Source organism: Planctomonas deserti, assembly GCF_003067705.1.
Lineage (GTDB): Bacteria > Actinomycetota > Actinomycetes > Actinomycetales > Microbacteriaceae > Planctomonas > Planctomonas deserti.
In genome coordinates this window covers 746410-769468 of record NZ_QANL01000002.1, presented here as the reverse complement: position 1 = coordinate 769468, position 23059 = coordinate 746410, and the positions used below count along the sequence as shown (strand labels likewise).

General features: G+C 71.7%; 18 protein-coding genes. 8 read left to right on the top strand and 10 right to left on the bottom strand.

Translation table 11 applies throughout. The annotated features are described in order from the left end of the window. Positions 1-55: 55 nt before the first annotated feature. Positions 56-1075 (top strand): non-homologous end-joining DNA ligase, encoded by a 1020-nt coding sequence (gene ligD / locus DAI20_RS09690; protein WP_108250343.1) that lies wholly within the window; start codon positions 56-58, stop codon positions 1073-1075. A 30-nt stretch (positions 1076-1105) separates the two neighbouring features. Here ligD and DAI20_RS09685 read toward each other — a convergent pair whose 3' ends face one another. Continuing rightward, on the bottom strand, positions 1106-1780 hold the full coding sequence (locus DAI20_RS09685; RefSeq protein ID WP_108250632.1) for an HAD-IA family hydrolase: 675 nt from the start codon (positions 1778-1780) through the stop codon (positions 1106-1108). 214 nt (positions 1781-1994) lie between these two features. Between DAI20_RS09685 and DAI20_RS09680 the strand changes: the two genes are divergently transcribed. After that, the gene (locus DAI20_RS09680) at positions 1995-3152 is read left to right on the top strand and encodes an MFS transporter (RefSeq protein ID WP_159084984.1); all 1158 of its coding nucleotides are present in this window, start codon (positions 1995-1997) and stop codon (positions 3150-3152) included. Between the two features lie 74 nt (positions 3153-3226). Next, on the top strand, positions 3227-4864 hold the full coding sequence (locus tag DAI20_RS09675; RefSeq protein ID WP_108250341.1) for a sulfatase family protein: 1638 nt from the start codon (positions 3227-3229) through the stop codon (positions 4862-4864). 58 nt (positions 4865-4922) lie between these two features. Here the strand turns inward: DAI20_RS09675 and DAI20_RS09670 are convergent, their stop codons facing one another. The 3 genes from DAI20_RS09670 to DAI20_RS09660 form a co-directional block, all read right to left on the bottom strand. Beyond that, complete coding sequence (locus tag DAI20_RS09670; protein ID WP_108250340.1) at positions 4923-5855, bottom strand: formylglycine-generating enzyme family protein; 933 nt, start codon at positions 5853-5855, stop codon at positions 4923-4925. A 140-nt stretch (positions 5856-5995) separates the two neighbouring features. Further along, positions 5996-6346, bottom strand: coding sequence for a DUF202 domain-containing protein (locus tag DAI20_RS09665; RefSeq protein WP_108250339.1), 351 nt, complete (start codon positions 6344-6346; stop codon positions 5996-5998). After that, on the bottom strand, positions 6343-6702 hold the full coding sequence (locus DAI20_RS09660) for a YidH family protein (RefSeq protein ID WP_108250338.1): 360 nt from the start codon (positions 6700-6702) through the stop codon (positions 6343-6345). The genes DAI20_RS09665 and DAI20_RS09660 overlap by 4 nt, the downstream gene beginning before the upstream one ends. A 114-nt stretch (positions 6703-6816) precedes the next feature. On the opposite strand from DAI20_RS09660, the gene DAI20_RS09655 reads away from it, so the two are divergent. Then, positions 6817-7437, top strand: coding sequence for a TetR/AcrR family transcriptional regulator (locus DAI20_RS09655; RefSeq protein ID WP_108250337.1), 621 nt, complete (start codon positions 6817-6819; stop codon positions 7435-7437). Positions 7438-7813: 376 nt separating this feature from the next. Here DAI20_RS09655 and DAI20_RS09650 read toward each other — a convergent pair whose 3' ends face one another. From DAI20_RS09650 to DAI20_RS09625, 6 genes are all read right to left on the bottom strand, one after another. Beyond that, on the bottom strand, positions 7814-10279 hold the full coding sequence (locus DAI20_RS09650; protein ID WP_108250336.1) for a glycoside hydrolase family 3 protein: 2466 nt from the start codon (positions 10277-10279) through the stop codon (positions 7814-7816). After that, positions 10276-12408 carry a beta-galactosidase gene (locus DAI20_RS09645; protein ID WP_108250335.1) on the bottom strand — a complete coding sequence of 711 codons (2133 nt, stop codon included), beginning with the start codon at positions 12406-12408 and terminating at the stop codon, positions 10276-10278. The genes DAI20_RS09650 and DAI20_RS09645 overlap by 4 nt, the downstream gene beginning before the upstream one ends. Then, a complete protein-coding gene (locus DAI20_RS09640; protein ID WP_108250334.1) occupies positions 12401-13261 on the bottom strand; it encodes an ATP-binding cassette domain-containing protein in 861 nt (286 codons plus the stop codon). The genes DAI20_RS09645 and DAI20_RS09640 overlap by 8 nt, the downstream gene beginning before the upstream one ends. After that, entirely contained in the window at positions 13258-15084 is a 1827-nt protein-coding gene (locus DAI20_RS09635) for a dipeptide/oligopeptide/nickel ABC transporter permease/ATP-binding protein (RefSeq protein WP_108250333.1), read from the bottom strand. The genes DAI20_RS09640 and DAI20_RS09635 overlap by 4 nt, the downstream gene beginning before the upstream one ends. Beyond that, positions 15081-16022 (bottom strand): ABC transporter permease, encoded by a 942-nt coding sequence (locus tag DAI20_RS09630; protein ID WP_108250630.1) that lies wholly within the window; start codon positions 16020-16022, stop codon positions 15081-15083. Before DAI20_RS09630 ends, DAI20_RS09635 begins: the two co-directional genes overlap by 4 nt. Positions 16023-16099: 77 nt before the next feature. After that, positions 16100-17635: an ABC transporter substrate-binding protein gene (locus tag DAI20_RS09625; RefSeq protein ID WP_108250332.1), complete on the bottom strand. Its 1536-nt coding sequence runs from the start codon at positions 17633-17635 to the stop codon at positions 16100-16102. A gap of 191 nt (positions 17636-17826) precedes the next feature. Between DAI20_RS09625 and DAI20_RS09620 the strand changes: the two genes are divergently transcribed. From DAI20_RS09620 to DAI20_RS09605, 4 genes are all read left to right on the top strand, one after another. After that, a complete protein-coding gene (locus DAI20_RS09620; RefSeq protein ID WP_108250331.1) occupies positions 17827-18753 on the top strand; it encodes a nucleoside hydrolase in 927 nt (308 codons plus the stop codon). 150 nt (positions 18754-18903) lie between these two features. Further along, positions 18904-19560 carry a PadR family transcriptional regulator gene (locus DAI20_RS09615; protein WP_108250330.1) on the top strand — a complete coding sequence of 219 codons (657 nt, stop codon included), beginning with the start codon at positions 18904-18906 and terminating at the stop codon, positions 19558-19560. Then, entirely contained in the window at positions 19557-20987 is a 1431-nt protein-coding gene (locus tag DAI20_RS09610; protein ID WP_108250329.1) for a sulfatase family protein, read from the top strand. Before DAI20_RS09615 ends, DAI20_RS09610 begins: the two co-directional genes overlap by 4 nt. Positions 20988-21108: 121 nt before the next feature. Continuing rightward, positions 21109-22950, top strand: coding sequence for a glycoside hydrolase family 3 protein (locus DAI20_RS09605; protein ID WP_108250328.1), 1842 nt, complete (start codon positions 21109-21111; stop codon positions 22948-22950). The last annotated feature ends 109 nt before the right edge of the window (positions 22951-23059 follow it).

Genomic DNA, 23059 nt, shown 5'->3' with positions numbered 1-23059 from the left:
TGGAACGGCGGGCGGCGAAGGGAGCAGACTACGAGGAAACCACGGGAGGTCGGCAATGGCGGAGTCCACGAAGCGAGCGGCGGAGTCGGCCACGAAGTCGAGCACCCCGGCGATCGAGATCCCGGTCGGCTCGCGCGTCGTGCGCGTCAGCAATCCTGACCGGGTGTACTTCCCCACCCGGGGCGAGACCAAGCTTGACCTCGTCAACTACTACCTCTCGGTGGGAGACGGCATCGTGAACGCGCTGCGCGAGCGGCCCTGCATGATGCACCGCTACCCCACCGGTGTCGCCGGCGAGAAGGTGCACCAGAAGCGGCTGCCCATGGGCGCGCCGCCGTGGATGGAGACCGTGCGGGTGTTCTTCCCCCGCTACAAGCGCACGGCCGACGAGCTCTGCGTCACCGAGCTGGCGCACGTGATCTGGGCCGTGCAGATGTCGACCGTGGAGTTCCACCCGTGGAACTCGAGGCGCGCGGACACCGAGAAGCCCGACGAGTGGCGCATCGACCTAGACCCGATGCCGGAGTCGTCCTTCGACCGCGTGCGCCGGGTGGCGCACGTCGCGCGCGAGGTCCTCGACGAGCTCGGCGCGGTGGGCTGGCCGAAGACATCGGGTGGCAGCGGCCTGCACATCTACGTGCGCATCCGGCCCGAGCACGGCTTCGAGGATGTGCGCCGGGCGGCCGCCGCCTTCGCGCGCGAGGTTGAGCGGCGCGTGCCGCAGGACGCGACGACGACCTGGTGGCGACGCGATCGGGACCCCGCGGCCGTGTTCGTGGACTACAACCAGAACACCCGGGACCACACGATCGCGGCCGCGTACTCCGTGCGGGGCAATCCGGAGGGGACCGTGTCCACGCCGATCGCCTGGGAGGAGATCGACGCGGTGAACCCCCGGGACCTGACGATCGCGACGGTGCCGACCCGTTTCGCCGCCCTCGGTGACCTGCACGCGGGCATCGACGACGCCGTGTTCGACATCGCCCCGCTGCTCGAGTGGGCCGATCGCGACGAGCGCGAGGGGGTCGCGCTGCCGGCGGCCGAGGAGGCCGGGGCCGAGGAGGCGGACCGCTAGGCGTCGGCCACGGGGAGCCTTGCGCGACCGCTAGGAGTCGGACTCGATCCGCAGGGTCACCCGCAGGGCGCCGTCGTCGTCCGCTTCGGCGGCCGCCGTCTCGTACGAGGTGATGCGCGGCAGCCCCTCTGTCGCCGCGCTGCGGTGCCCGCCCACGACGACGACCCGCATCCCGGCCGCGAGCCCGGCCTGGATGCCCGCCTCGGCGTCCTCGAACACGACGGCGTCCTCCGGCGCGACGCCGAGCGTCTTCGCGGCGAGGAGGTACACGTCCGGCGCGGGCTTGCCGCGGGGCACGTCCTCGGCGGTGACCACCAGCTGGGGCAGGCGGATGCCCGCGCCGGCCATGCGGGCCACGGCGAGCGGCAGCGTCGCGGACGTGACGAGGGCGTGCGCGGTCAGCGGGAGCGACTCGAGGAACGCCACGGCGCCGGGCACCGCGAGGGTGGACGGCGCGTGGTCGATCTCATAGGCGGAGAGCTCGGCGACGACGGAGGCGATGTCGGTGCCCGGCGGCGCCCAGCGGCGCACGCTGTCCTCGGCGCGGATGCCATGCACGGCGGCGAGGAGCTCCTCGGCGTCGAGGTCGAATCGGCGGGCCATGCCGCGCCACGCGGCCTCGACCACCTCTGTGGAGTCGACGAGGGTGCCGTCCATGTCGAACAGGAGGGCGCGGGCGGTGAGGGTCAGCGTGTCGGCAGGCATCCCCGCCATTCTCCCGGCTCCGGGCCGCGACCGTCACCACGCCCCCTCCTCCCGTAGCATTTCCGCCGGGGGCCGGGCACGCCAGCGCCCGCTCGGGACCATGAGGGGGGCTAGACGTGCGGCAAGTTCGACATCCCCTCGCGCTGGGCGCCCGCTCGCCCCGCGGCGCGGCCGGCACGTGCGGGACCGCGGGCGCATCCGCCGGGGCCACCCGGTGAGCGCGGCGAGCTACCTGGCGTCGGCGACCCCGCTGCGACTCGCGATGGGCGGTGCGACCGTCGCCATCCCGATCCTCGCGGTCGAGGAACTGAATGACATCGCGATCGGCGGCCTGCTCGTCGCCGCCTCCCTCGCGCCCGCGGTCGTCGCCGCGCCGCTCGTCGGCGCCGTGCTCGACCGAACCCGCCGGCCGCGCACGATGATGACCATCGCGGGAGCCGTGTCCGCCCTCGGGCTGGGGCTCGGCGCGCTGCTCGGCGTGATCCCGACCGCGCTCGTGGCACTCGCGCTCTGCGCGGCCGGAGCGGCCGGTCCGTTCTTCATGGGCGGGCTCTCGAGCTTCGTCACGGAGGAGATCCCGGGCGAGCGCCGCGCCTACGCGCTGGATGCGCTCTCCTACAACCTCGGCTCGGTCGGCGGGCCGGCGATCGTGGCCGCGGCGACCGCCCTGGGCTCGGCCCGGATCGCGATGCTCGCGATGGCGGTCGCCGCGCTGATCGGCGTCGCGGGGACCCTCGCGACGAGGCTGCGGCCGCGGCCCGCGCAGAACCGCTCGATCTGGCGCACGATGGGCGCAGGCCTCAGGCACATCGCGCTGCATCGCCCGCTCGCCGTCGTCACCACGTCCGGCACGCTCAGCCAGTTGGGCGGCGGCGCCCTCTCCGTCGCCGCCGTCGTGCTCGCCCTCGAACGCGTCGGCGACGCGGATGACGGGGCTCTCCTCGTGTCGGCCTTCGCCATCGGGGGTCTCGTCGGCGCGCTCGCGACCGCCGCGCGCCCGGGCCGCCTGCGGCCGGAGCTGTCGATGGGCCTCGGCTTCGCCGTCATCGGCCTACTCACCCTCGCCGCGGCGGTCGACTGGGGCTTCGCCTGGACGCTGATCCTGATCGGGCTGTCCGGCCTCTTCACGGCGTCCAGCTCGGCGGCCATGCTCCTGCTGCGCAAGCAGCAGAGCCCCGCTCCCCTGCGCGGCCAGGTGTTCACCGTGGGCGCCGGACTGCGCGCGACCGCCGCCGCGGGAGGAGCGGCGCTCGCCGCGGCCGTGGCGGGACTGGGCGGAACCGTCCTGATCGTCGGCATCGGCGTGGTCTGGGTGATCTCGGGGGCGCTCATGGCCGCCTACCCCCGACGGGCGGAGCCGATCGACGCCTGAGCGCGTCCTTCCGCCAATCCCGAGTGATCGCTAGAGTTTCCTCGAACTCCTCCGCGACCGACCGAGGGAAGTCGATGACGACTCGACCGAACATCCTGTGGATCTCGACCCACGACATCAGCCCGCACCTCGGCAGCTACGCCGGCGTGTGGCCGGGCGCCGAGCACGCGACAACGCCGCACCTCGACACGCTCGCCGAGGAGGGTGCCCGGTTCGACAACGCGTTCGCGGCGGCCCCGGTGTGCGCCCCGTCCCGCTCGGCGATCATGACCGGCTGCTACCCGACGGCGATCGGCACCGTCCACATGCGCACGAAGGCCGCGCCGCCGCCCGAGGTCGCACTCTTCACCGAGTACCTGCGGGCCGCCGGCTACTACGCGACGAACAACTGGTTCACCGACTTCCAGGTGGACACCCCGCCCACCGCCTTCGACGACTGCAGCGAGCAGGGCCACTGGCGCAACCGGCCGACACCCGACACGCCGTTCTTCGCCGCCTTCCAAGGGATGGTCACGCACGAGTCGCAGATCTACCTCGACGAGGACGCGTTCCTCGCCGCGACACCGCACGTGTCGGCGGAGCAGCGGCACCGCCCCGAGGACGCCGAGCTGCCGCCGTACTATCCGGACACCCCAGTCTTCCGCCGCTCCTGGGCGCGATACCTCGACCTCATCACCGAGATGGATTCCTGGGCGGGGCGGATCCTCGCCGACCTCGACTCCGACGGCCTGCGGGACGACACGATCGTCGTCTTCTGGAGCGACCACGGGCTGGGCATGCCGCGCGCGAAGCGGTGGGCGCACGAGGCGGGCCTGCGCGAGCCGCTGATCGTGCGGTGGCCCGAGCGCATCCGCCCGGGCACCGTGCGGACGGAGATCGTGCAGCTGCTCGACCTCGCGCCGACGATGCTCGCTGCGCTCGACCTGCCCGTGCCGGAGCACATGCACGGCTCCCCGCTCTTCGGCAGCGACGGACGGTTCCGATCGCCGAACGAGTACGCCTTCGGTGCCCGCGAGCGCATGGACGAGCAGCAGGACTCCGTGCGGACGGTGCGCGACGGCCGCTACCGCTACATCCTCAACCGGCACCCCGACCGGTCGGAGCTGCAGCACCACGAGTACGCGGATCACCTCGGCACCTGGAAGGAGTTCCGGCGGCTCGCCTTCGAGGAGGCTGGACAGCTGGCCCGCGGCGAGCGCCCGGACCGCCTCTCGGTGCTGCAGCGGGCGATCGTCGCGCCGGCCAAGCCCGCCGAGGAGCTCTACGACATCGAAGCGGACCCGCACGAGACGGTGAACCTCGTGGACGACCCCGCTCACGCCGCCGCGCTCGAGCGGTTGCGGAGCGCGCTGCGGGAGTGGACCGAGCGGTACGGCGACCTCGGCCTGCTGCCCGAGAACGAGCTGCTCGAGTCCTGGCGGCCCGGCGGACGCGCGCCCACGACGGCGCGCCCCGAGGCGTCGGTCGAGGGCGGGATGCTCACGGCGGCCTGCGTGACGCCCGGGGCATCCATCGGCTGGACCACGGATCCGCCGCGCGACGACCCCGACGACGGCGGGCTCGCGGCGAACATCGGCGCACCGCGCACGGGAGGGCGGCACTGGAACCTGTACACGTCGCCCGTCGTGGTTCCCGACGGTGAACGCGTGTGGGTGGGTGCCTGGCGGATGGGCTACGAGCCGAGCGAGATCGTGAACCTGGCCCCGGCCTGAGGCAACCCGGGCCGGCTCGCCCCGCGGCCCCTCGGGCGCCTCGCGGGCCTCAGGCGCCTCAGGCGAGGGCGACGGTGCGGAAGCCGGCGTTGCCCATCGACGAGTCCGGGGTGTTCGACGACCGGGCCGCGTTGCGGTACCGGTTGCAGTAGGACGAGTGGCAGAGGTACGAGCCGCCGCGCAACACGCGCGCCTGGCCGCCCTCAGGGCCGGCCGGATCGGCGGCGGGTGAGACCGCGTAGTAGCCGGGTTCGAACCAGTCGGAGCACCACTCCCACACGTTGCCGACGGTCTGCCACAGCCCGAACCCGTTGGGCGCGAACGTGCGCACGGGCGCGGTCGTCGCGAAGCCGTCCTCCGCGGTGTTCGCCGCGGGGAACCGGCCCTGGAAGATGTTCACCCGCCAGCGGTCGCCGTCCATCAGCTCATTCCCCCACGGGTAGCGCGCGCCATCGATTCCGCCGCGGGACGCGTACTCCCACTCGGCCTCCGTCGGCAGGCGCCTGCCCGCCCAGGCGCAGTAGGCCAAGGCGTCGTTCCAGCTCACGTGCACGACCGGATGGTCGTCGAGGCCCTCCAGCCCGGACCGAGGGCCGCCGGGGTGACGCCAGTCCGCACCGCGGACGCCGAACCACCACGGCGCGCCGGCGGCCGGCCCCACGATGTCGGCGGGATCCGCGGCGACGGCGAGGTGGAAGACGGCGGAGTAGCCGTACGTCTCGGCCTCGGTCAGGTAGCCGGTGGCCGACGCGAACGCCGCCCAGTCCGCGTTCGTCACGCTCGTCGCGTCGATGGCGAACGGGGCGATGCGCACGTCGTGCACCGGCCCCTCGCCGTCGAGGGGGTTCCGGTCGCCACTCGCGTCGCCCATGCGGAAGACGCCACCCGGCAGCGCCACCTGCTCGATGCGGTGGTCGCCGTTCCCGCTCCGCTCGGGGCGCGGGGCCGGTGCGGCGGGAACCGCCGGCCGGGCGGGGGCGCAACAGGACATCGCGGCCGGCGCATGGTTGTCCGGCGCGTTGGACCGCCCGGCGACCGGAGGCTCGGACGGAGGCCCAGCCGGGACCGGGGCCGGGGACTCTACGGGAACCGTGCGCTCTGCGGGAACCCTGGGCTCTGCGGGCTCTTCCGTCACAGGGATCGCCCTCCCCCGGCGAGCGCGAGCACGTAACCGAGCGCGGCGACCCCGATCAGCGCCGCGGCGGCGGCGAGGGCCGCGAGCGGGAGCGCACCGCCCGGGAGCGGCTCCCCCGCCACCAGGGCCAGGTGAGCGCGCCGGTAGCGGACGCTGGCCGCGGTGTAGGCGGCGAGCGCCGTGGCGGCACCGAGGAGTCCGATCACGACGGCGAGCGCACCGAGCACGGGAAAGGCGAGCCTGGCGCCGAGCACGCTCCCCACGGCGATGGCGAGCGCGGTCCGCCGCCAGGCGAGGAGCGTGCGCTCCGGCTGCAGACCGCGGTCGAACGGACGATCGTCGCTCACGGCAGCAGGAATCCGAGCGACACGAGCACGACGGCGACGCAGAGGCCGAGCGCGACCACGGCGCCCAGGGTGGGACCCGGAAGGGCGCGCTCCTGGCGCATCGCCCGCTCGGTGCGCGCCCAGCCGACCCAGGACTGGATCGCGGCGAGCAGCCCGAGCGCGATGAACAGCACGGAGGCCGCGATCCGCAGGCCCGGCTGAATCGGCAGCTCGAGCGCCTCGAGGGCGACGCCCGCGGCGATCAGGGCGAGGGAGGTGCGGATCCAGGCGAGGAAGGTCCGCTCGTTGGCGAGGCTGAAGCGCGGATCCGGCTCGGTGCCCTCGCCGAAGACCGAGCGGGGGAATCGTGTCGCCATCGGGCTGTCCCTTCCCCCCGGCGTAAGCTGAGGCCCTATCCCAATCAATCCCGAACGAGTACTCTGTATTAAGGAATGATCCCCCGGCGCGGGCCGGGAAGCAAGGAGGCGGACATGGCCATCGACGATGGGCGCGTGCGCCGCGGCCCCCGCGGCCCCTACGCCAAGAGCGAGAAGACCAGGATGGTCATCCTCGACGCGGCCCTCAACGTCTTCGCGGAGTCAGGCTACCGGAGCGGATCGCTGCGCAACGTCGCCGAGCGCGTGGGCATGAGCGAGGCCGGCCTGCTGCATCACTTCCCCAGCAAGAGCGCCCTCCTCGCCGCCGTGCTCGAGCGCCGCGACGAGCAGACGCAGGAGCAGTTCGACTTCGACCCCAGCCACGGCGTCGAGGTGCTGCGCTCGCTGGTCAAGCTCGCTGAGTACAACGCGTCGACGCCCGGAGTCGTAGAGCTGTTCTGCACCCTGTCGGCGGAAGCCACCTCCCCGGAGCACCCGGCGCACGGGTGGTTCAAGGAGCGCTACGCGTTCACGCGCGGGATGACGCTCACCGCGTTCCGCGAGCTCGCCGAGAGCGGCGACCTGCGCTCCGAGGTCACGCCGGAGGAGGCGTCCCGCGGCACGATCGCGCTCATGGACGGCCTTCAGATCCAGTGGCTCCTGGACCGCGACTCCGTCGACATGGCGGGCGACCTCCGCAGCTACCTGAACGCCCTGCTCACCCGCCCGCTCTGAGAGGCGGTCGCGCGCGGCCCGCGGCCAGTGAACTGCCGCCCGCTCGCTCAGCCGCCCGCTCGGTCAGCCACCCCACGGTCGCTGAGCAACCCCACGGTCACTGAGCCATCTACGGTCGCTGAGCCTGTCGAAGCGACGCGACCGACGCGGAGTCTCGTTCCGTCCCTTCGACAGGCTCAGGGACCGTAGCACCCGCAGCCGAGGACCGTTTCGTCCCTTCGACAAGTTCACGGACCGTAGCGCCGGTTGCCCGCATCCGCCGTTCGCAATTCAGGCTGTGCTGCGACACGCCGCGTCTCGAGTCCTCGAAACGCGGCGTGTCGCAGTTGGGCCTGAATTCGGAACCGGGGCCCCGGGGGTCAGTGGATGCGTCGGCTCAGGAGTCGGCCTGCAGCTCCAGCGTCGCCGTGAGCGGCAGGTCGTTCGCCGTCGTGCCGGCGCGGAGCGTGAAGTCGCCCAGCTCGTACTTCCAGCCGTCGGCCCAGTGCCCCAGCAGCTTCGCGTGCACGTCAATGCTGACCGTCTTCGTCTCCCCCGGCTCGAGCCGGATGGGCGCGAAGCCCACAAGCCAGCGCACCGGGCGCTCGACGGCGGATCCCGCGCGCTCGGCGAACACGAGCGCGACCTGCTTACCGGGCCGGTCGCCGCGGTTCGTCGCGGTCACCGCGACCTCGGTCGTGTCACCCTCGATGAGATAGGAGGGGGTCACGAGGTCGGTCAGCGCGATGTCGGTGTAGCCGAGCCCGTGGCCGAACCAGTACGCCGGCGCCTCCTCGGACCGCAGCCACGCCCGGTACCCGATGTGGATGCCCTCGGTGTACTCGAGCACGCCGTCGGTCGGCGCCGTGTCGAGCACGGGCACGTGCTCCTCCTCCGCGGCCCAGGTCGTGGGCAGCCGCCCGCCGGGCTCGGCGACGCCGAGCAGCACGTCGGCCACGGCGTTGCCGAACTCCTGCCCGCCGAACCAGCCGACGAGCACGGCGGCGACGTCGTTCCGCCACGGCAGCAGCACGGGAGAGCCCGCATTGATGAGCACGACCGTCCGCGGGTTGGCTGCGGCGACGGCGCGCACGAGGTCGTCCTGACGCCCGGGCAGGCGCAGATCCGTGCGGTCGAAGCCCTCGGACTCCACCTTCGAGTTGGTGCCGACGACGACGAGCGCGACGTCCGCGGCACGGGCGGCCTCGACCGCCTCGGCGATGAGCTGATCCTCGTCGACCGAGGAGGGCTGGGTGCCGACGTTGAGCGCGAGGGCGTTGAGCAGTGCGTCGTCGCGTGCCGGCTGCTCGTAGACGAATCGCACGTCCACGGGGGTCCCCTCGGTCAGGTCGACCGGGACCGCACGCACCGGGGGCGCCATGAAGGCGGCACCGAGGTCGTCGCCCTCGGGCTCGACGAGCTCGTCGATCACGAGCTCGCCGTCCAGGTAGAACCGCCCGTGACCGGCGGCGGCGAAGCCGAGGTCGAGCCGCTCGGTGCGGCCGGGGACGAAGGAGAACGACACCTCGACCTGCTTGGACTCCGCGACGGGCGCGTCTCCGCCGAACCAGACCAGCTCGGTCGCGAGCCGGTCCTCGGCGAAGATCTCCGCGCCCGCGGCGTCGAGGAAGCGCACGCGCGCGCCGGGCCCTCCCGTGACGGGGTTCGTCATCCGCTCCCGAGGGATGCCGGCGAGGCCGGTCTGATTGGTGGCCCCGAGCGCGTAGTCGATCCGGACGTCCGGCAGCGCGGCGGCCAAGCCCTCGAGCGGCGACACCGTGCGCTCGGGGAGCACGGTCGCGCTTCCGCCGCCCTGGGTGCGGGCGTGCTCGGCGTTGTTGCCGATGACGGCGACGCGGGTGAGCGCATCCGCACGCCAGGGCAGCTCGCCACTGTTCTCGAGGAGCACCATGCCCTCGGCTGCGGCGGTCCGGCTGAAGGCGACGCCGTCCTCGACGTGCACGAGCGGCGCGGGGCCAGCGTCGCCGAGCGCGCCGACGCGCACGGCGAGCCGGAGGATGCGCCGCACCTTGCGGTCGACGACCTCCTCGGCGATGCGGCCGTCGCGTATTGCGGCGACGAGGGCGTCACCCCAGGGCCCGTCCGGGCCGGGCATGACCAGGTCCTGCTCGGCCTCGGCCGAGCGCAGGCTGCGGACCGCGGTCCAGTCGCTGATCACGACGCCGTCGAAGTCCCAGTCCGTCTTGAGCGGGGTCTCGAGCAGGTCGTGCTCGGTCGCGGTGACGCCGTGGATGGAGTTGTAGGAGCTCATGACGAGCCAGGCGCGGGACTCGGTGATGGCCGTCTCGAAGGCGCGGAGGTACAGCTCGTGCAGCGCACGCGGCGGCACCTGCACGTCGACGGTGAAGCGCTCCGTCTCGGAGTCGTTGGCGATGTAGTGCTTCGGGGTGGCCCCGACCCCGTTGTCCTGCAGCCCCGTCACGTAGGTGCGCGCCAGCTCGGCGGTGAGCACGGGATCCTCGCTGAACGCCTCGAAGTGGCGGCCGCCGCGGGGCGACCGGTGCAGGTTGATGGTTGGGCCGAGCACGACGTCGACACCCTTGCGTCGGGCCTCGCAGGCGGCCACCGCGCCGTAGCGGCGCGCGATGTCGGGATCGAACGACGCCGACAGCGCGGAGGCGGAGGGCAGGTTGAGGGACGGCGAGCGCTCGTCCCACGCCTCACCGCGCACGCCGGACGGCCCGTCCGAGACGACCATGGTGCGCAGCCCGATCCTCTCGATGGGCCAGGTGGTCCAGAAGTCCTTGCCGGTCAGCAGCAGGACCTTCTCCTCGACGGTCAGCTCGCCGAGGGCACGCTCGACGTCCGCCTCGATGCGGTCTCGTGTCGTGGTCTCGCTCATCGCAGTGTCTCCTTGCGGTCGGTGCCGGCGGAACGGAGGACGCGAACGCCCCACGGCCCGAGCCGAACGGGATCTCCGGAAGCGACGTCGTCGCCCCCGAGCAGGTCGTGATGGAGGGCGGGGGCGACCGCGGTCGCCTCGTCCCAGCCCCAGTTGTGCAGGACGGTGACGGTGCGCCCCCCTGCATCGGTCGAGCTCGACGCCGTCACCGACGGGTCGAGCGTCGCCCAGCCGTTGACGGGCGCCGGGGCGAGCCACTCGGCCAGTGACCGGGCGAGGTCCTGGTCCGGGATCGTGCCCACGACCGTGATGCGTCCGTCGCCCACGGCGCGCGTTGTGACCGCGGCCCAGCGCCGGTAGTGGGGGTGCGTGTAGCGGGCGAGCACCTCGGCGCCGTCGGCCTCGAGCCCCTGCAGGTAGTCGATCGCCGCACCCGAGGCGGGAAAACCCTCGCCGAAGGTGAGCTCGAGCGGAGCGGCGGGGTTGGCCGCTTCGTCGTACCAGACGCCCGCGGCCTCGGCCAGCCGCGCCGGCTGGCGCTCGGACCGGGCGCGCCCCTCGCGGTCCCCGTACGCCGTGCGGGGACCGACGATGAGATGGCCGCCGGCCCGCGCGTAGTCCGCGAGGAAGTCGAGGTCCTCGTCCGACGCCGTGTACAGGGCGGGGACGACGAGCACGGGGAACCGGGACGCGGCCTCCGCGGCGGAGCCGGTGCCGCCGCGGCCGGGCAGCAGCTGCTGCGGCCGCACGAGGCGCTCCTGGCGCTTGGCGTCGAAGATGCCGCGCGAGAACGCGGAGACGATGCGGCGGTAGGACTCGGGATCGGTGAACTGACCGGGCGCCGCGACGGGCGACTGCGCGCCCAGCGCGAACTTGCTGTCCGAGTCGTAGAGCACGGCGATGTCGTAGTCGGGCTCCGCGTTCTCGAAGGCTGCGCCCGCGGTGCCGAGGTCGGCTCCCAGCTCGGCGAGCTCGCGATACGCGCGGCCCGGCTGCCCGCTGTGCGGCAGGACGCCGCCCCAGTAGGTCTCCGCGCCGTAGGGGAGCGTGTTCCAGTGCCAGTACTCGATCATGCGCGCGCCGCGGGCGACGAGCAGCCACGCGGCCTGCTTCCACTGCCCGTCGTAGGGCGACTGATTGATCATCGAGAAGCCGATGGAGCCCGCGTTCGTCTCGGTGACGAGGAACGGCGCCTGCTTGGAGGAGTACATGAGGTCGCCCAGCTGTGCGACGGCCCACGCCCCGCGGACGATCCAGCCCATCGGCCCGGAGGACCGCGGCGCGTCGGACGGGTGCGCGAGGCCGTCCTGCATCTCGTAGTAGGCGTTGCCCGACGCGATGTCGAGGCGGGCCGACAGGTCGACGTCCTCGACCCCGACCTGCTCGTAGGAGATGCAGGTGGTGACGAAGGGTTCCGGCCCCACCAGCTCGCGAACGATGTCCGCCTGCCAGCCGATGAAATCGGTCACGAGGTCGGCCTGGAACCGGCGCCAGGCCAGGTCGTACTGCGGCTGGACGTTGCCGTCCGGACGCCAGAGGTCGTCCCAGGTCGTGAGCAGGTGCGACCAGTAGACGAGTCCCCACTCCTCGTTCAGCCGCTCCACCGTCCCGTACTCCCGGCGGAGCCGGTCCGTGAACTGCTCGAACACCGCGTCGTTGAACAGCAGGCGGATGCCCGGCTCGTTGTCGACCTGGTAGCCGATGACCGCGGGGTGGTCCCGGTAGCGGCCGACGACCGCGCGGATCACCCGCTCGGCGTAGTGGCGGTAGGCCCCGTGCGTGAAGTCCATCTCCTGCCGGCCGCCCCACTGCAGGCGCTCTCCCGTCGCGGGCGCCGCGGCGATCTCCGGGTGGCGCCGGGCCAGCCACATGGGCACCGCGTAGGTCGGCGTGCCCAGGATGACCCCGATGCCGTTCTCGTGCGCCGCGTCGAGGGTCGGCTCCAGCCAGTCCAGGTCGAAGCGCCCCTCCTCGGGCTCCCACGTCGACCACACGGACTCCCCCACGCGGATGACCGTGAAGCCGGCCTCCCGCATGAGCCGGAAGTCGTTCGTCTGGTCGGGGGTGCGCTGGTACTCCGGGTAGTAGGCGGCGCCGAAGCGGACGGCGGGGACGGGCCGGTCAGACACCGGCCTGGACCTCCATCTCGCGCTGTGCTTCGAGCAGCCGGCGCCGGTCGGCGCGGCGCTGCTCCTGGCGCACCGGGTCCGGCACCGGGGCGGCGAGGAGCAGCCGCTGCGTGTAGGGGTGCTCGGGGGCGGAGGTGACCTGCCCGCCGTCGCCGTACTCCACGATCTCGCCGTGGTACATCACGGCGACCCGGTGGGAGAGGTGGCGGACGACGGCGAGGTCGTGCGACACGAACAGGTAGGCGACGCCGGTCGCCTCCTGGATGTCCTTGAACAGGTCGAGCACGCGGGCCTGCGTCGACAGGTCGAGCGCGGAAACCGGCTCGTCGCAGACGATGAGCTCCGGCGACAGGGCGAGTGCGCGCGCGATCGCGATGCGCTGGCGCTGGCCGCCCGAGAACTCGCGGGGCAGGCGGTCCGCGGAGTTGGCGGGGAGGCCGACCTGGTCGAGGAGGCCGCGGATGCGCTTCGACGCGTCGGCGGCGGACATCTTCTTCACCCGCAGCGGCTCGGCGAGCGTCTGCTCGATGGTCAGGGACGGGTTGAGCGACGAGTACGGATCCTGGAACACGACCTGGATCTCGTCCGACAGCGCCCGCCGCTGCTTGCGCTTCAGGTGCGAGATGTCCTGCCCCTTGAAGCGCACCGATCCGCCCGTCACGGGAGCGAGACCGAGCACGGCGCGGCCGAGCGTGGTCTTGCCGGACCCCGACTCGCCGACCAGGCCGACGCACTCGCCGGGGCGGATGTCGAGCGAGACGCCCTTGAGGGCTCGGAACGGCTTCTTGCCGAAGCCCTTGGCCGGGTACTCGACGACGAGGTCGTCGATGACGAGCAGCGGCTCTGCGTTCATCGTGCGCTTCTCTCGGTGATGGTGTTGCGGTCTGCGGAATGGGCGAGGGGGCCGCGGGCGGCGCCGTCCTCGAGGATCGCGTCGAACAGCGACCTCGTGTACGGGTGGCGAGGGCCGCGGAAGATCGACCGGGCTGGGCCCGTCTCCACGATGCGGCCGTTCTGCATGACGGACACCCGGTCGCACAGGTCGGCGACGACGCCGAAGTTGTGCGTCACGATGAGCACGGCGACGTGCAGGTCGCTCTGCAGGTCGCGGAGCAGGTCGAGGATGTCCGCCTGCACGGTGACGTCGAGCGCGGTCGTCGGCTCGTCGGCGATGATGAGGTCCGCCTCGCAGGAGACGGCCCCGGCGATGAGCACGCGCTGCGCCTGTCCGCCGGACACCTCGTGCGGGTAGGAGTCGAACGTCTTCTTGGGGTCCGGGAGGCCGACCCGGCCCAGCAGGGCGAGCGCCCGCTCCTTCGCCTCCGCCTTGGAGATGCCGAGGGTCACGGTCATCGGCTCGACCAGCTGGCTGCCGATGGTGAACGACGGGTCGAGGTTCGACATCGGCTCCTGCGGGATGTAGGCGATGCGCCTGCCGCGGATCTTCACCATCGCGCTCTCGCTGAGGTGGGCGAGGTCCTTGCCGTCGAAGGACACGGTGCCCGCGACGATCCGGCCACCCGCGGGAAGCAGGCGCAGGATCGACCACGCGGTCTGGGTCTTGCCCGAGCCGGACTCACCGATCAGGCCGTGCACCTCGCCCTTCCTCACGGTGAGCGAGACGCCGTTCACGACCTGCTTGACGCCGCCGTCCGGCTGGTCGTAGCCGACCACGAGGCCGTCGACCGCAAGCAGCGTCGGCCGGTCGTCCGCGCGCTCCTCGTCGTGCACCACCGGTGCGTCGCCGGAGGTATCGGGCACGTACCCGGTGGTGCCGCGGCGCTTCTTCTTCGGCTTCCCTGCGGCGCGTTCGAGCTCGTCGCGGAGAGCGTTGCCGAACAGGACGAGGGAGATGGAGGTCAGCGCGATGGCCAGGGACGGCCAGATCAGCAGGACCGGGGCCTGGTACATACGGGAGAACGCGTCGGAGAGCATCTGGCCCCACGTCGGCACGTTCGTGTCGCCGAGCCCGAGGAAGTCGAGCCCGGACTGCACGGCGATGCCGATGCCCGCGAGCAGCGCGGCCTGGATGATGATCGGCGCGCGGACCACCGAGAGGATGTGGCGGCCGATGATGCTCGCGTCGCCCACGCCGGCGACCCGGGCCGCGTCGATGAACAGCTCGTTGCGCACGCCGACCACGGCCGTGTAGGTGAGGCGGTAGAACGCGGGCGAGAGGATGACGCCGAAGACGGCCATGATGAGCCAGATCGACGGGCCGACGACGGCACGGGCGGCGAGCAGCACGACGATGCCGGGCAGCGCCTGGATGATGCTGATCACCCACACCGACACCGACTCGAACCACTTCTGGTAGTAGCCGGCGATCAGGCCGCTCGTGACGCCGATGACCGCGGCGATGAGGACCGCCCAGAGCGCGCCGGCGATGCTGAACCGGGTGGCGAACAGCAGCCGGGACAGCACGTCGCGGCCGGCGCTGTCCGCGCCGAGCGGGTGCGCCCCGCCCGCGGGGGCGAGCACGTCCTGGATGTTGGCCTTGCTGGGGTCCATGGGGGCGAGGAGGTCCGCGAAGACCGCGAGCAGGACCATGACGGTCAGCACGATCAGGGCGACGAGCCCGGTCGGGTTCTTCAGTAGACGCCGGCCGACGTGGGATCGGGCCGCGCGGAGCTCGGCGGCGACCGTGGGGACGGGGGTGGAAGCGGACTCGCTCATGAGATGCGCGCCTTCGGGTTGAGGAAACCGTGCAGGATTTCGATGACGATGTTGACGACCACGACGATGGCCGCGGTGACGACGACGAGGCCCATCACGAGGGGGATGTCGCCGCGGGCGGTGGAGTCGACCGCCACCGGCCCGAGACCCGGGATGGCGAAGATCTTCTCGACGATGATCGCGCCGCCGAGGAGGCCGACGAACTGCACGGCGAGCACGGCGAGCGCCGGGCCGCCGGCGTTGCGGAGCACGTGCTTGTAGAGGACGCGGTTCTCGGACAGCCCCCGGCTGCGCAGCGTGCGCACCCAGTCCTGCCGCATGGTGTCGATGACCGAGCCGCGCACCTGGGAGGCGATCGCCGCGATGGCGCCGATCGACAGCGCGAGGATGGGCAGGGTCACGGTGCTGAGCCACCCCGGGAACGACGTGCTCAGCTGCACGAAGCCGGTCGGCTTGAACCATCCGAGATTCAGGGCGAAGACGTTGACGAGGAAGATCGCGATGAGGAAGCCGGGGATGGCGAAGCCGAGGACGGACACGATCTGCACGAACCGGTCGGCGGCGCCGCGCTTGCGCGCCGCCCACACCCCGAGGGCCGTGCCGACGAGCGCGGTGACGACGGTGGTGCCGATGACCAGCGACAGCGTGACCGCGAGCCGCGACGTGATGGCGGCGACGACCGGCTGGCTGGTGAACCAGGACGCACCGAAGTCGCCGGTGATCGCGTGCCCGACCCAGTCGACGTAGCGGACGATCAGCGGCTGGTCGAGGCCGAGCTGCGCGGCCTTCGCCGCGACCTGCTCCTGCGTGGCCGAGACCCCGAGGATCTGGCGGGCGATGTCGCCGGCGCCCAGGTAGAGCAGCAGGTAGGCGAGGCTCGATGCGACGAAGAGGAGGATCACGCCGGCGAGCAGGCGGCGGAGTATGAAGCGGAGCATCATCGGTCCTTCGGGGAGAGCAGGGGGAAAGCGAGGGGGTGGTGCCGGACCGGGTACGCCCGGTCCGGCACCGGGTGCTACTTGGGCTGGACGTTCCAGAGGTACGGCACGGCGTTGCCGACCTGGGTGGTGACCTTCGTGTTGGCGTCGCTCATGAAGATCGCCGTGGGGCGGTACATCGGGGCGAACCACGCGTTCTCGACGATGTACGTGTTGAGCGCCTTGCCGGCCTCGACAGCCTCATCCTCGGTGCCGGTCTGCATCGTGGAGACCCACTGCTCGACCTCGGGCGTGCTCTGGTGCAGCGTGTTCCAGGTGGCCGCCTCGGCGATCTGGAACTGCGCCAGCTGGTAGTCCGTGGGGTCCTGCTGCAGCGTGAACCAGGTCATCGGGTACTTGCCGCCGAGGATAGCGGGGATGAACTCCGCGCCGGCCTGCTCCTCGTAGTTGACCGTGATGCCAATCTGCGCGAGCTGGTCGGCGTACAGGGTCCAGTGCGACTCGGGGATGGCTGGGGCGCGGGGCATCGTCACCTCGAAGCCGTCGGCGTAGCCCGCCTCGGCCATGAGGTCCTTCGCCTTGTCGAGGTCGTACGAGTAGAAGTCCTCGAGCGACTCGTCGAAGCTCGGCGACGACGGCGGGAAGATCTGCGACGTCGGGGTGCCGTAGCCGCTGCCGACCGTCTTGACGAGCGACTCCTTGTCCAGCGCGTAGTTGATCGCCTGGCGCACCTTGACGTCGGCGAGCTCGGGGGCGAGCGTGCCCTCGCGGTCGCTGAGCAGGAAGCCCCACCAGTTGAGCGCGAACTCGTTGGCGGTGTAGCCGGTGGCCGTCATCTGGTCGATGGAGCTGACGTCGATGGTGTTCGTGACGTTCACCTGGCCGCCCTGGACCGCGTTGAGCAGCGACGTCGGGTCCGCGTAGTACTGGAGCACGAGCTTGTCGTAGTGCTGGTCGTCCGGGTTCCAGTAGTCGGGGTTCTTGTCGAACGCGTAGCTGCTGCCGACGACGGTCTCGTCCGTGTTGAGGATGTAGGGCCCGGAACCGACCGGGTTCTGCGCGGTGGCCGGGTCGTCGATGGCCTCGACCGGCGCGACGAGGCCGGAGTTCTGGGTGAGGTAGGTCTCGAGAGCGGGGTTCGGCGCGTCGAGGGTCAGCTCGAGGGTCGTGTCGTCGATCGCCTTCGCGTCCGTGAGGTTGATGAGGTTGGTCGCGTTCGGCGACTGACCGCCCTTGAACGCGAGGAGGCTCTTCGCGGCGTCCTCGGCCGTGAGCGTCTCGCCGTTCGTGAACGTGACGTCGTCGCGGAGCGTCATGGTGAGAACGGTCTTGTCCTCGTTGTAGGACCACTCGGTGGCGAGGCCGGGCTCGATCTTCCCCTCGGCGTCGGCCCGGAGCAGGGTGTCGTAGACGGCCTGCGCGTAGGGCGACTCGTTCGCCCAGCGCATGTCCTTCTGAGCGAACGTGGACGCCTCGGCGATCACGCCCCACGTGAGGGTGCCGCCCGAGCCGTTCCCCGAACCGCCGTCGCCCCCGGACCCTCCGGCACTGCAGCCCGCGAGGGCGAGCGTGCCGGCAACCGCGAGGACTGCGGCTCTCTTGAATCTGAACATCGTTGTCCTTCCATGGTGCGCAGCCCGTCTTCGGACCGTCTGTTGTGGAACTGTAAGCGCAATCCCGAGTGGGCACAAGGTTTTGAAGAGCCCAATTTCTAGTGGTTCATAACGTTTTGCTGAGAGGCCCGAGGACGGGCTAGCGTGAGCGCCGAATCGGAGCGCGTCGAGGCGCCCGGGCAGGGAGCAGCATGCAGCCGCGATATCGGGTCATCATCGACAACGACTTCTCCGGGGACCCGGACGACCTCTTCCAGCTCGCCCACCACGTGCTGAGCCCCTCGGTCGAGATCCCGTTCGTGATCGGCTCCCACCTCGCTGCCGGCGACCACTTCGACCCGTCGGACCGCCAGGCGGACAACGCGGCCGACATCGCCCGGGACCTGCTCGCACTGCTCGGCAGCGACATCCCCGTGCTCGCGGGCAGCAACATCGGACTCGCCGATGCGGCCGTGCCGATCGCGAGCGCCGCCGCCGAGGCCATCGTGCGGGAGGCTCTGCGCGAGGACACCGACCTGCCGCTGTTCGTCGCGCTGGGCGCGGGCATGACGGAGCTTGCGAGCGCCGTGCTGCTCGAGCCGCGCATCGCCAATCGCCTCACCGCCGTGTGGATCGGCGGACCCGAGCACGAGGGGCTCGGGCTCGACTTCCCCATCGCCGGGCGCGTGGAGTACAACCTCGCCATCGACATCCCGGCCGCCCGCACGGTGTTCAACGACTCGACCGTGCCCCTGTGGCAGGTGCCGCGGAACACGTATCGCCAGGCGCTCGTGTCCTTCGCCGAGCTCGACGCCCGCGTCCGCCCGCACGGCCCGCTGGGCCGCCGGCTCGCCGAGAGCATCGATTCCCTCGCCGCCATGGCGGAGTCCGCAGGCCTGCTGATGGGCGAGACGTACTGCCTGGGCGACCAGCCGCTCGTCCTACTCACCGCGCTGCACTCGTCCTTCGAGGCCGACCCGTCGTCGAGCACGTACGCGATCCGCCCCACCCCGCTGCTGAGCGCCGAGGGCTGGTACGAGCCGCGGCCCGACGGCCGCCCGATGCGGATCTACACGGCACTCGACACCCGGCTGATGTTCGAGGACATGTACACGAAGATCGCGCGCGTCTCCGCCTGACGGGCCGCTGCACAGGGAGCCGTCGTCGCGGTGGGCTGCGCTCCTGGTATTCCACTCTGCACCTAGCTGGGCCCTTGTGGGATCCGACCCGATCAGGGTACCGTCCATTCCACGCCGTTCCACTCTCGGAATAGCGGGGCGAGGGAACCGGTGCTGCAGAAACTCGACATCATCACGCTGGGGCTGCTGCGGCAGGGTCCGCACACGGGCTACGACGTGCGGAGGTGGCTGAACCGGTACGGCTGGGCGCTCGGCTACTCGGCCCAGACCTCGCAGATCTACCGGCAGCTCGGACGGCTCGTCGAGCGTGGGTGGGCCGCGTCCACCCCCGACCCCCGCGGCTCCGGGCCGGACGCGAAGCTGTACGCCCTCACGGAGGACGGCCGGGAGGCGTTCGAGGCGTGGGTGGACTCGCCCTACCAGCCCGCCGAGCGGCCGATGGATCCCGACTTCCAGGTGCGGATGTACTTCTCGCGCCACCGCGGTCCCGCGACGCTGCTCGAGCTCGTGCGCATGGAGCTGCGTTTCCGCCGCGCGCAGCACGACCGCCGCGTGCCCCTGGACGCCGGCCTGATCGGCACGGGCACGGGCCCGCGCGCCGACTCCGGAGACGCCGACGACGCCGCCTGGGCCCTCGAGGCCTCCCTGCTTCTCGAGAGCCGGGGCCGGCTGCTCGCGGCCACGCTCATCGCGTGGCTCGAGTCCGCGGAGGACCGCCTCGCCCACCTCGCCGCCGCGCTCCCGGCGCCCTCCCCCTCGCCCGATCCGCTCCCCGACTCCGCTTCCCGGAAGGCAGAAACCCGATGACCGAACGACGGCCCAATATCGTGATGATCCTCACCGACGACCACGGCACCCAGACGATCGGCGCTTACGGGTCTGTCGTGAACACCACGCCGCGCATCGACGAGGTCGCCGCCGCCGGCGTGCGCTTCGACAGCTGCTTCGTCGCGAACTCGCTCTGCTCCCCCAGCCGGGCCTCCATCCTCACCGGCACGCACAGCCACGTGAACGGCGTGACCACGCTCTGGACCGCCATCGACGCGAGCCAGCCGACGTTCGTCAGCGAGCTGAAGGCCGCCGGCTACCGCACGGCGATGATCGGCAAGTGGCACCTCGGGATGGGCGACGGGCACGACCCGCAGAACTTCGACCACTGGGAGGTCCTCAGCGGCACGCACGGGCAGGGCGAGTACTGGAATCCCACCTTCCTCTCCGAGAACGGCGAGCGCGCCATCGAGGGGTACGCGACGGACATCATCACCGACCTCGCCACCGAGTGGGTCGAGAGCCTCGAGGGCGACGAGCCCTGGTGCGTGCTGATCTATCACAAGGCCCCGCACCGCTCGTGGGAACCCGACACCAAGCACGCCGAGCTGTACTCGGACCCCATCCCGGTGCCGGAGACCTTCTTCGACGACTACGCGACGCGCTCGGTCTCGATGCGACGCGCCCGCATGCGGGTCGCCGACGACCTCAGCACGTCCGACCTCAAGGTCGACCCGCCCGAGGGGCTCTCCTACGAGGATCAGGCGCTCTGGAAGTACCAGCGCATGATGGAGGACTACCTGCGCTGCGTCGCCTCGGTCGACGACAACGTCGGGCGGGTGCTCGACTGGCTGCGCGCCCGCGGGGAGTTCGATGACACGTTGCTCATGTACTCCTCGGACCAGGGCTTCTTCCTGGGCGAGCACGGCTGGTTCGACAAGCGGTTCATGTACGAGGAGTCGCTGCGGATGCCGCTCCTGCTGAGCTACCCCCGGCGGATCGCCGCCGGCCGAATCTTCGACGGCATCGTCACCAACGTGGACTGGGCGAAGACGATTCTCGACGCAGCGGGCGTGCCGCATCACCCGCGCATGCAGGGCCGCAGCTTCTGGGGCGACCTGCTGGGCGCCCCGACCGAGCCGGAGGCCGAGGGCGCGTACTACCGCTACTGGGAGAACGACGACATCATCCACAAGGCGTCGGCCCACTACGGCTACCGCACGAGGCAGTACAAGCTCATCTACTTCTACAACGACGGGCTCGGGCAGCAGGGCGCCGGCTTCTACGGCTACCCGCCGGAGTGGGAGCTGTACGACCTCGAGGCGGACCCGCACGAGGTGCGCAACGTCTACGCCGATCCCGCCTACGCGGAGATCCGCGACGAGTTGAAGCGCGCTCTCTGGCGGGAGCAGGAGAAGGTGGGCGACGCGCCGCACCCCTCGCAGCCCCGGCCGGCCGGAGTCTAAAACCTAGCGACCATTCGCTTTTCTTTGCTAGGGTTCAGAGACGTCCGACGGTGGGCGCCGGTGCCTCCCCGGTTTCGCGCGGGCGGCGCCGAGGAACGACGCAAGCGATGAAGGTGCAGCAATGACGCGCAGCAGAGCAACGACGCCGGACGGCGTGGAGTACCGGGACCTGAACGGGAACGGGCGACTCGACCCCTACGAGGATCCGCGCCTCTCCCCGGAGGACCGCGTCGCCGACCTCGTGCCCCGGCTGTCTCTCGAGGAGAAGGCGGGACTGCTCTTCCACTCGATGCTCGGGATCGGCGAGCCGGGGGCGCACGACGAGGCCGCCGGATTCTCCCCCGCGACGCCGCGCGAGGTCGTGATGGGCAAGCTGATCAACCACTTCAACGTGAGCGCCCTCCCCTCGGTGCGCGACACCGTGCGCTGGCACAACGCGCTGCAGGAGCTGGCCGAGGAGACGCCACACGGCATCCCGGTCACGCTCTCCACCGACCCGCGGCACGCCTTCAGCGAGAACGCGGGGGCCTCGATCGCAGCGGGCAGCCTGTCGCAGTGGCCCGAGCCCCTCGGCCTCGCCGCCATCGGCGACGTCGAGCTCGTGCGGCGCTTCGCGGCCATCGCCCGGCAGGAGTACCTGGCGCTCGGCATCCGCGCCGCACTGCACCCGCAGATCGACCTGGCGACGGAGCCGCGGTGGGCCCGCCAGATTCACACCTACGGTCAGGACGCGGCGACCGCGGCCGACCTCGTCGTCGCCCATCTCGACGGCTTCCAGGGCGAGCGGATCGGCCCGGACAGCGTCGCCTGCACGACGAAGCACTTCCCGGGCGGCGGGCCGCTGCAGGACGGCGGGGACTCCCACTTCGTCTACGGGCACGACCAGGTGTACCCCGGCGGCCGGTTCGAGGAGCATCTCGCGCCGTTCCGGGCGGCGATCGCGGCCGGCACGAGCGCGATCATGCCCGCGTACGGCAAGCCGATCGACCTCGAGCTCGACGGGGAGACCGTGGAGGAGGTCGCCTTCAGCTTCAACCGCCGCATCGTGACCCGGCTGCTCCGCGAGAAGCTCGGCTTCGACGGCGTCGTCGTCACCGACTGGGGCCTCATCACCGACGTCGAGGTCATGGGGCTGCCCTTCCCGGCCCGCGCCTGGGGCGTCGAGGAGCTCTCCCCGATCGAGCGGATGGAGCGCATCCTCGACGCGGGGGCCGATCAGTTCGGCGGCGAGGAGCGCACCGACCTCGTGCTCGACCTCGTCGCCTCCGGGCGCGTGGCCGAGGCCAGGATCGACGAGGCCGTGCGCCGCCTGCTGCTCGTGAAGTTCCAGCTCGGCCTGTTCGACGACCCCTACCTCGACGAGGACGCGGCGGACCGCATCGTCGGGGCGCCCGAGTTCCGGGAGGCCGGGCACCTGGCGCAGGCCGAGTCGGTGACCGTGCTGAAGAACGGGGACCTGCCGGGCGGCGGCGCCGCGCTCCCCCTGCGCACCGGACTGCGCCTCTACCTCGAGGGCGTCTCAGCCGACTCTGTCGCGGGCATCGGCACCGTGGTGGCGGACCCGGCGGAGGCCGACCTGGCCCTCGTGCGGCTCCCCGCACCGTTCGAGCCGCGCAACACCTACTTCCTCGAGGCGATGTTCCACCAGGGGTCCCTCGACTTCCCGGCCGACGTGACGGAGCGCATCCGCTCGCTCGCCGCCCAGGTGCCGGTGGTGCTCGACGTGACGCTCGAACGGCCCGCGATCCTGGCCGACCTGGACGACGCTGTCACGGCCCTCGTGGGCTCCTACGGCGCGTCGGACGCCGCCCTGCTGGACGCCCTGACCGGCCGCGTCGCCCCGCGCGGGCGCCTTCCGTTCGAGCTGCCCCGGTCCATGGCCGCCGTCGAGGCGAGCCGCCCCGACGTGCCGTCGGATACCGGGAATCCGCTCTACCCCCACGGCCACGGGCTGACCGTCTAGGCCTGGACCCGAGCCTGGACCCCGGGCCCCGTTCGGGGCCCGGATTCGGGACCGAGGAGGGACCTCGCCGCGGGGAGCCGGCACCCGCGGCGAGGTGATCGTGGGCGAG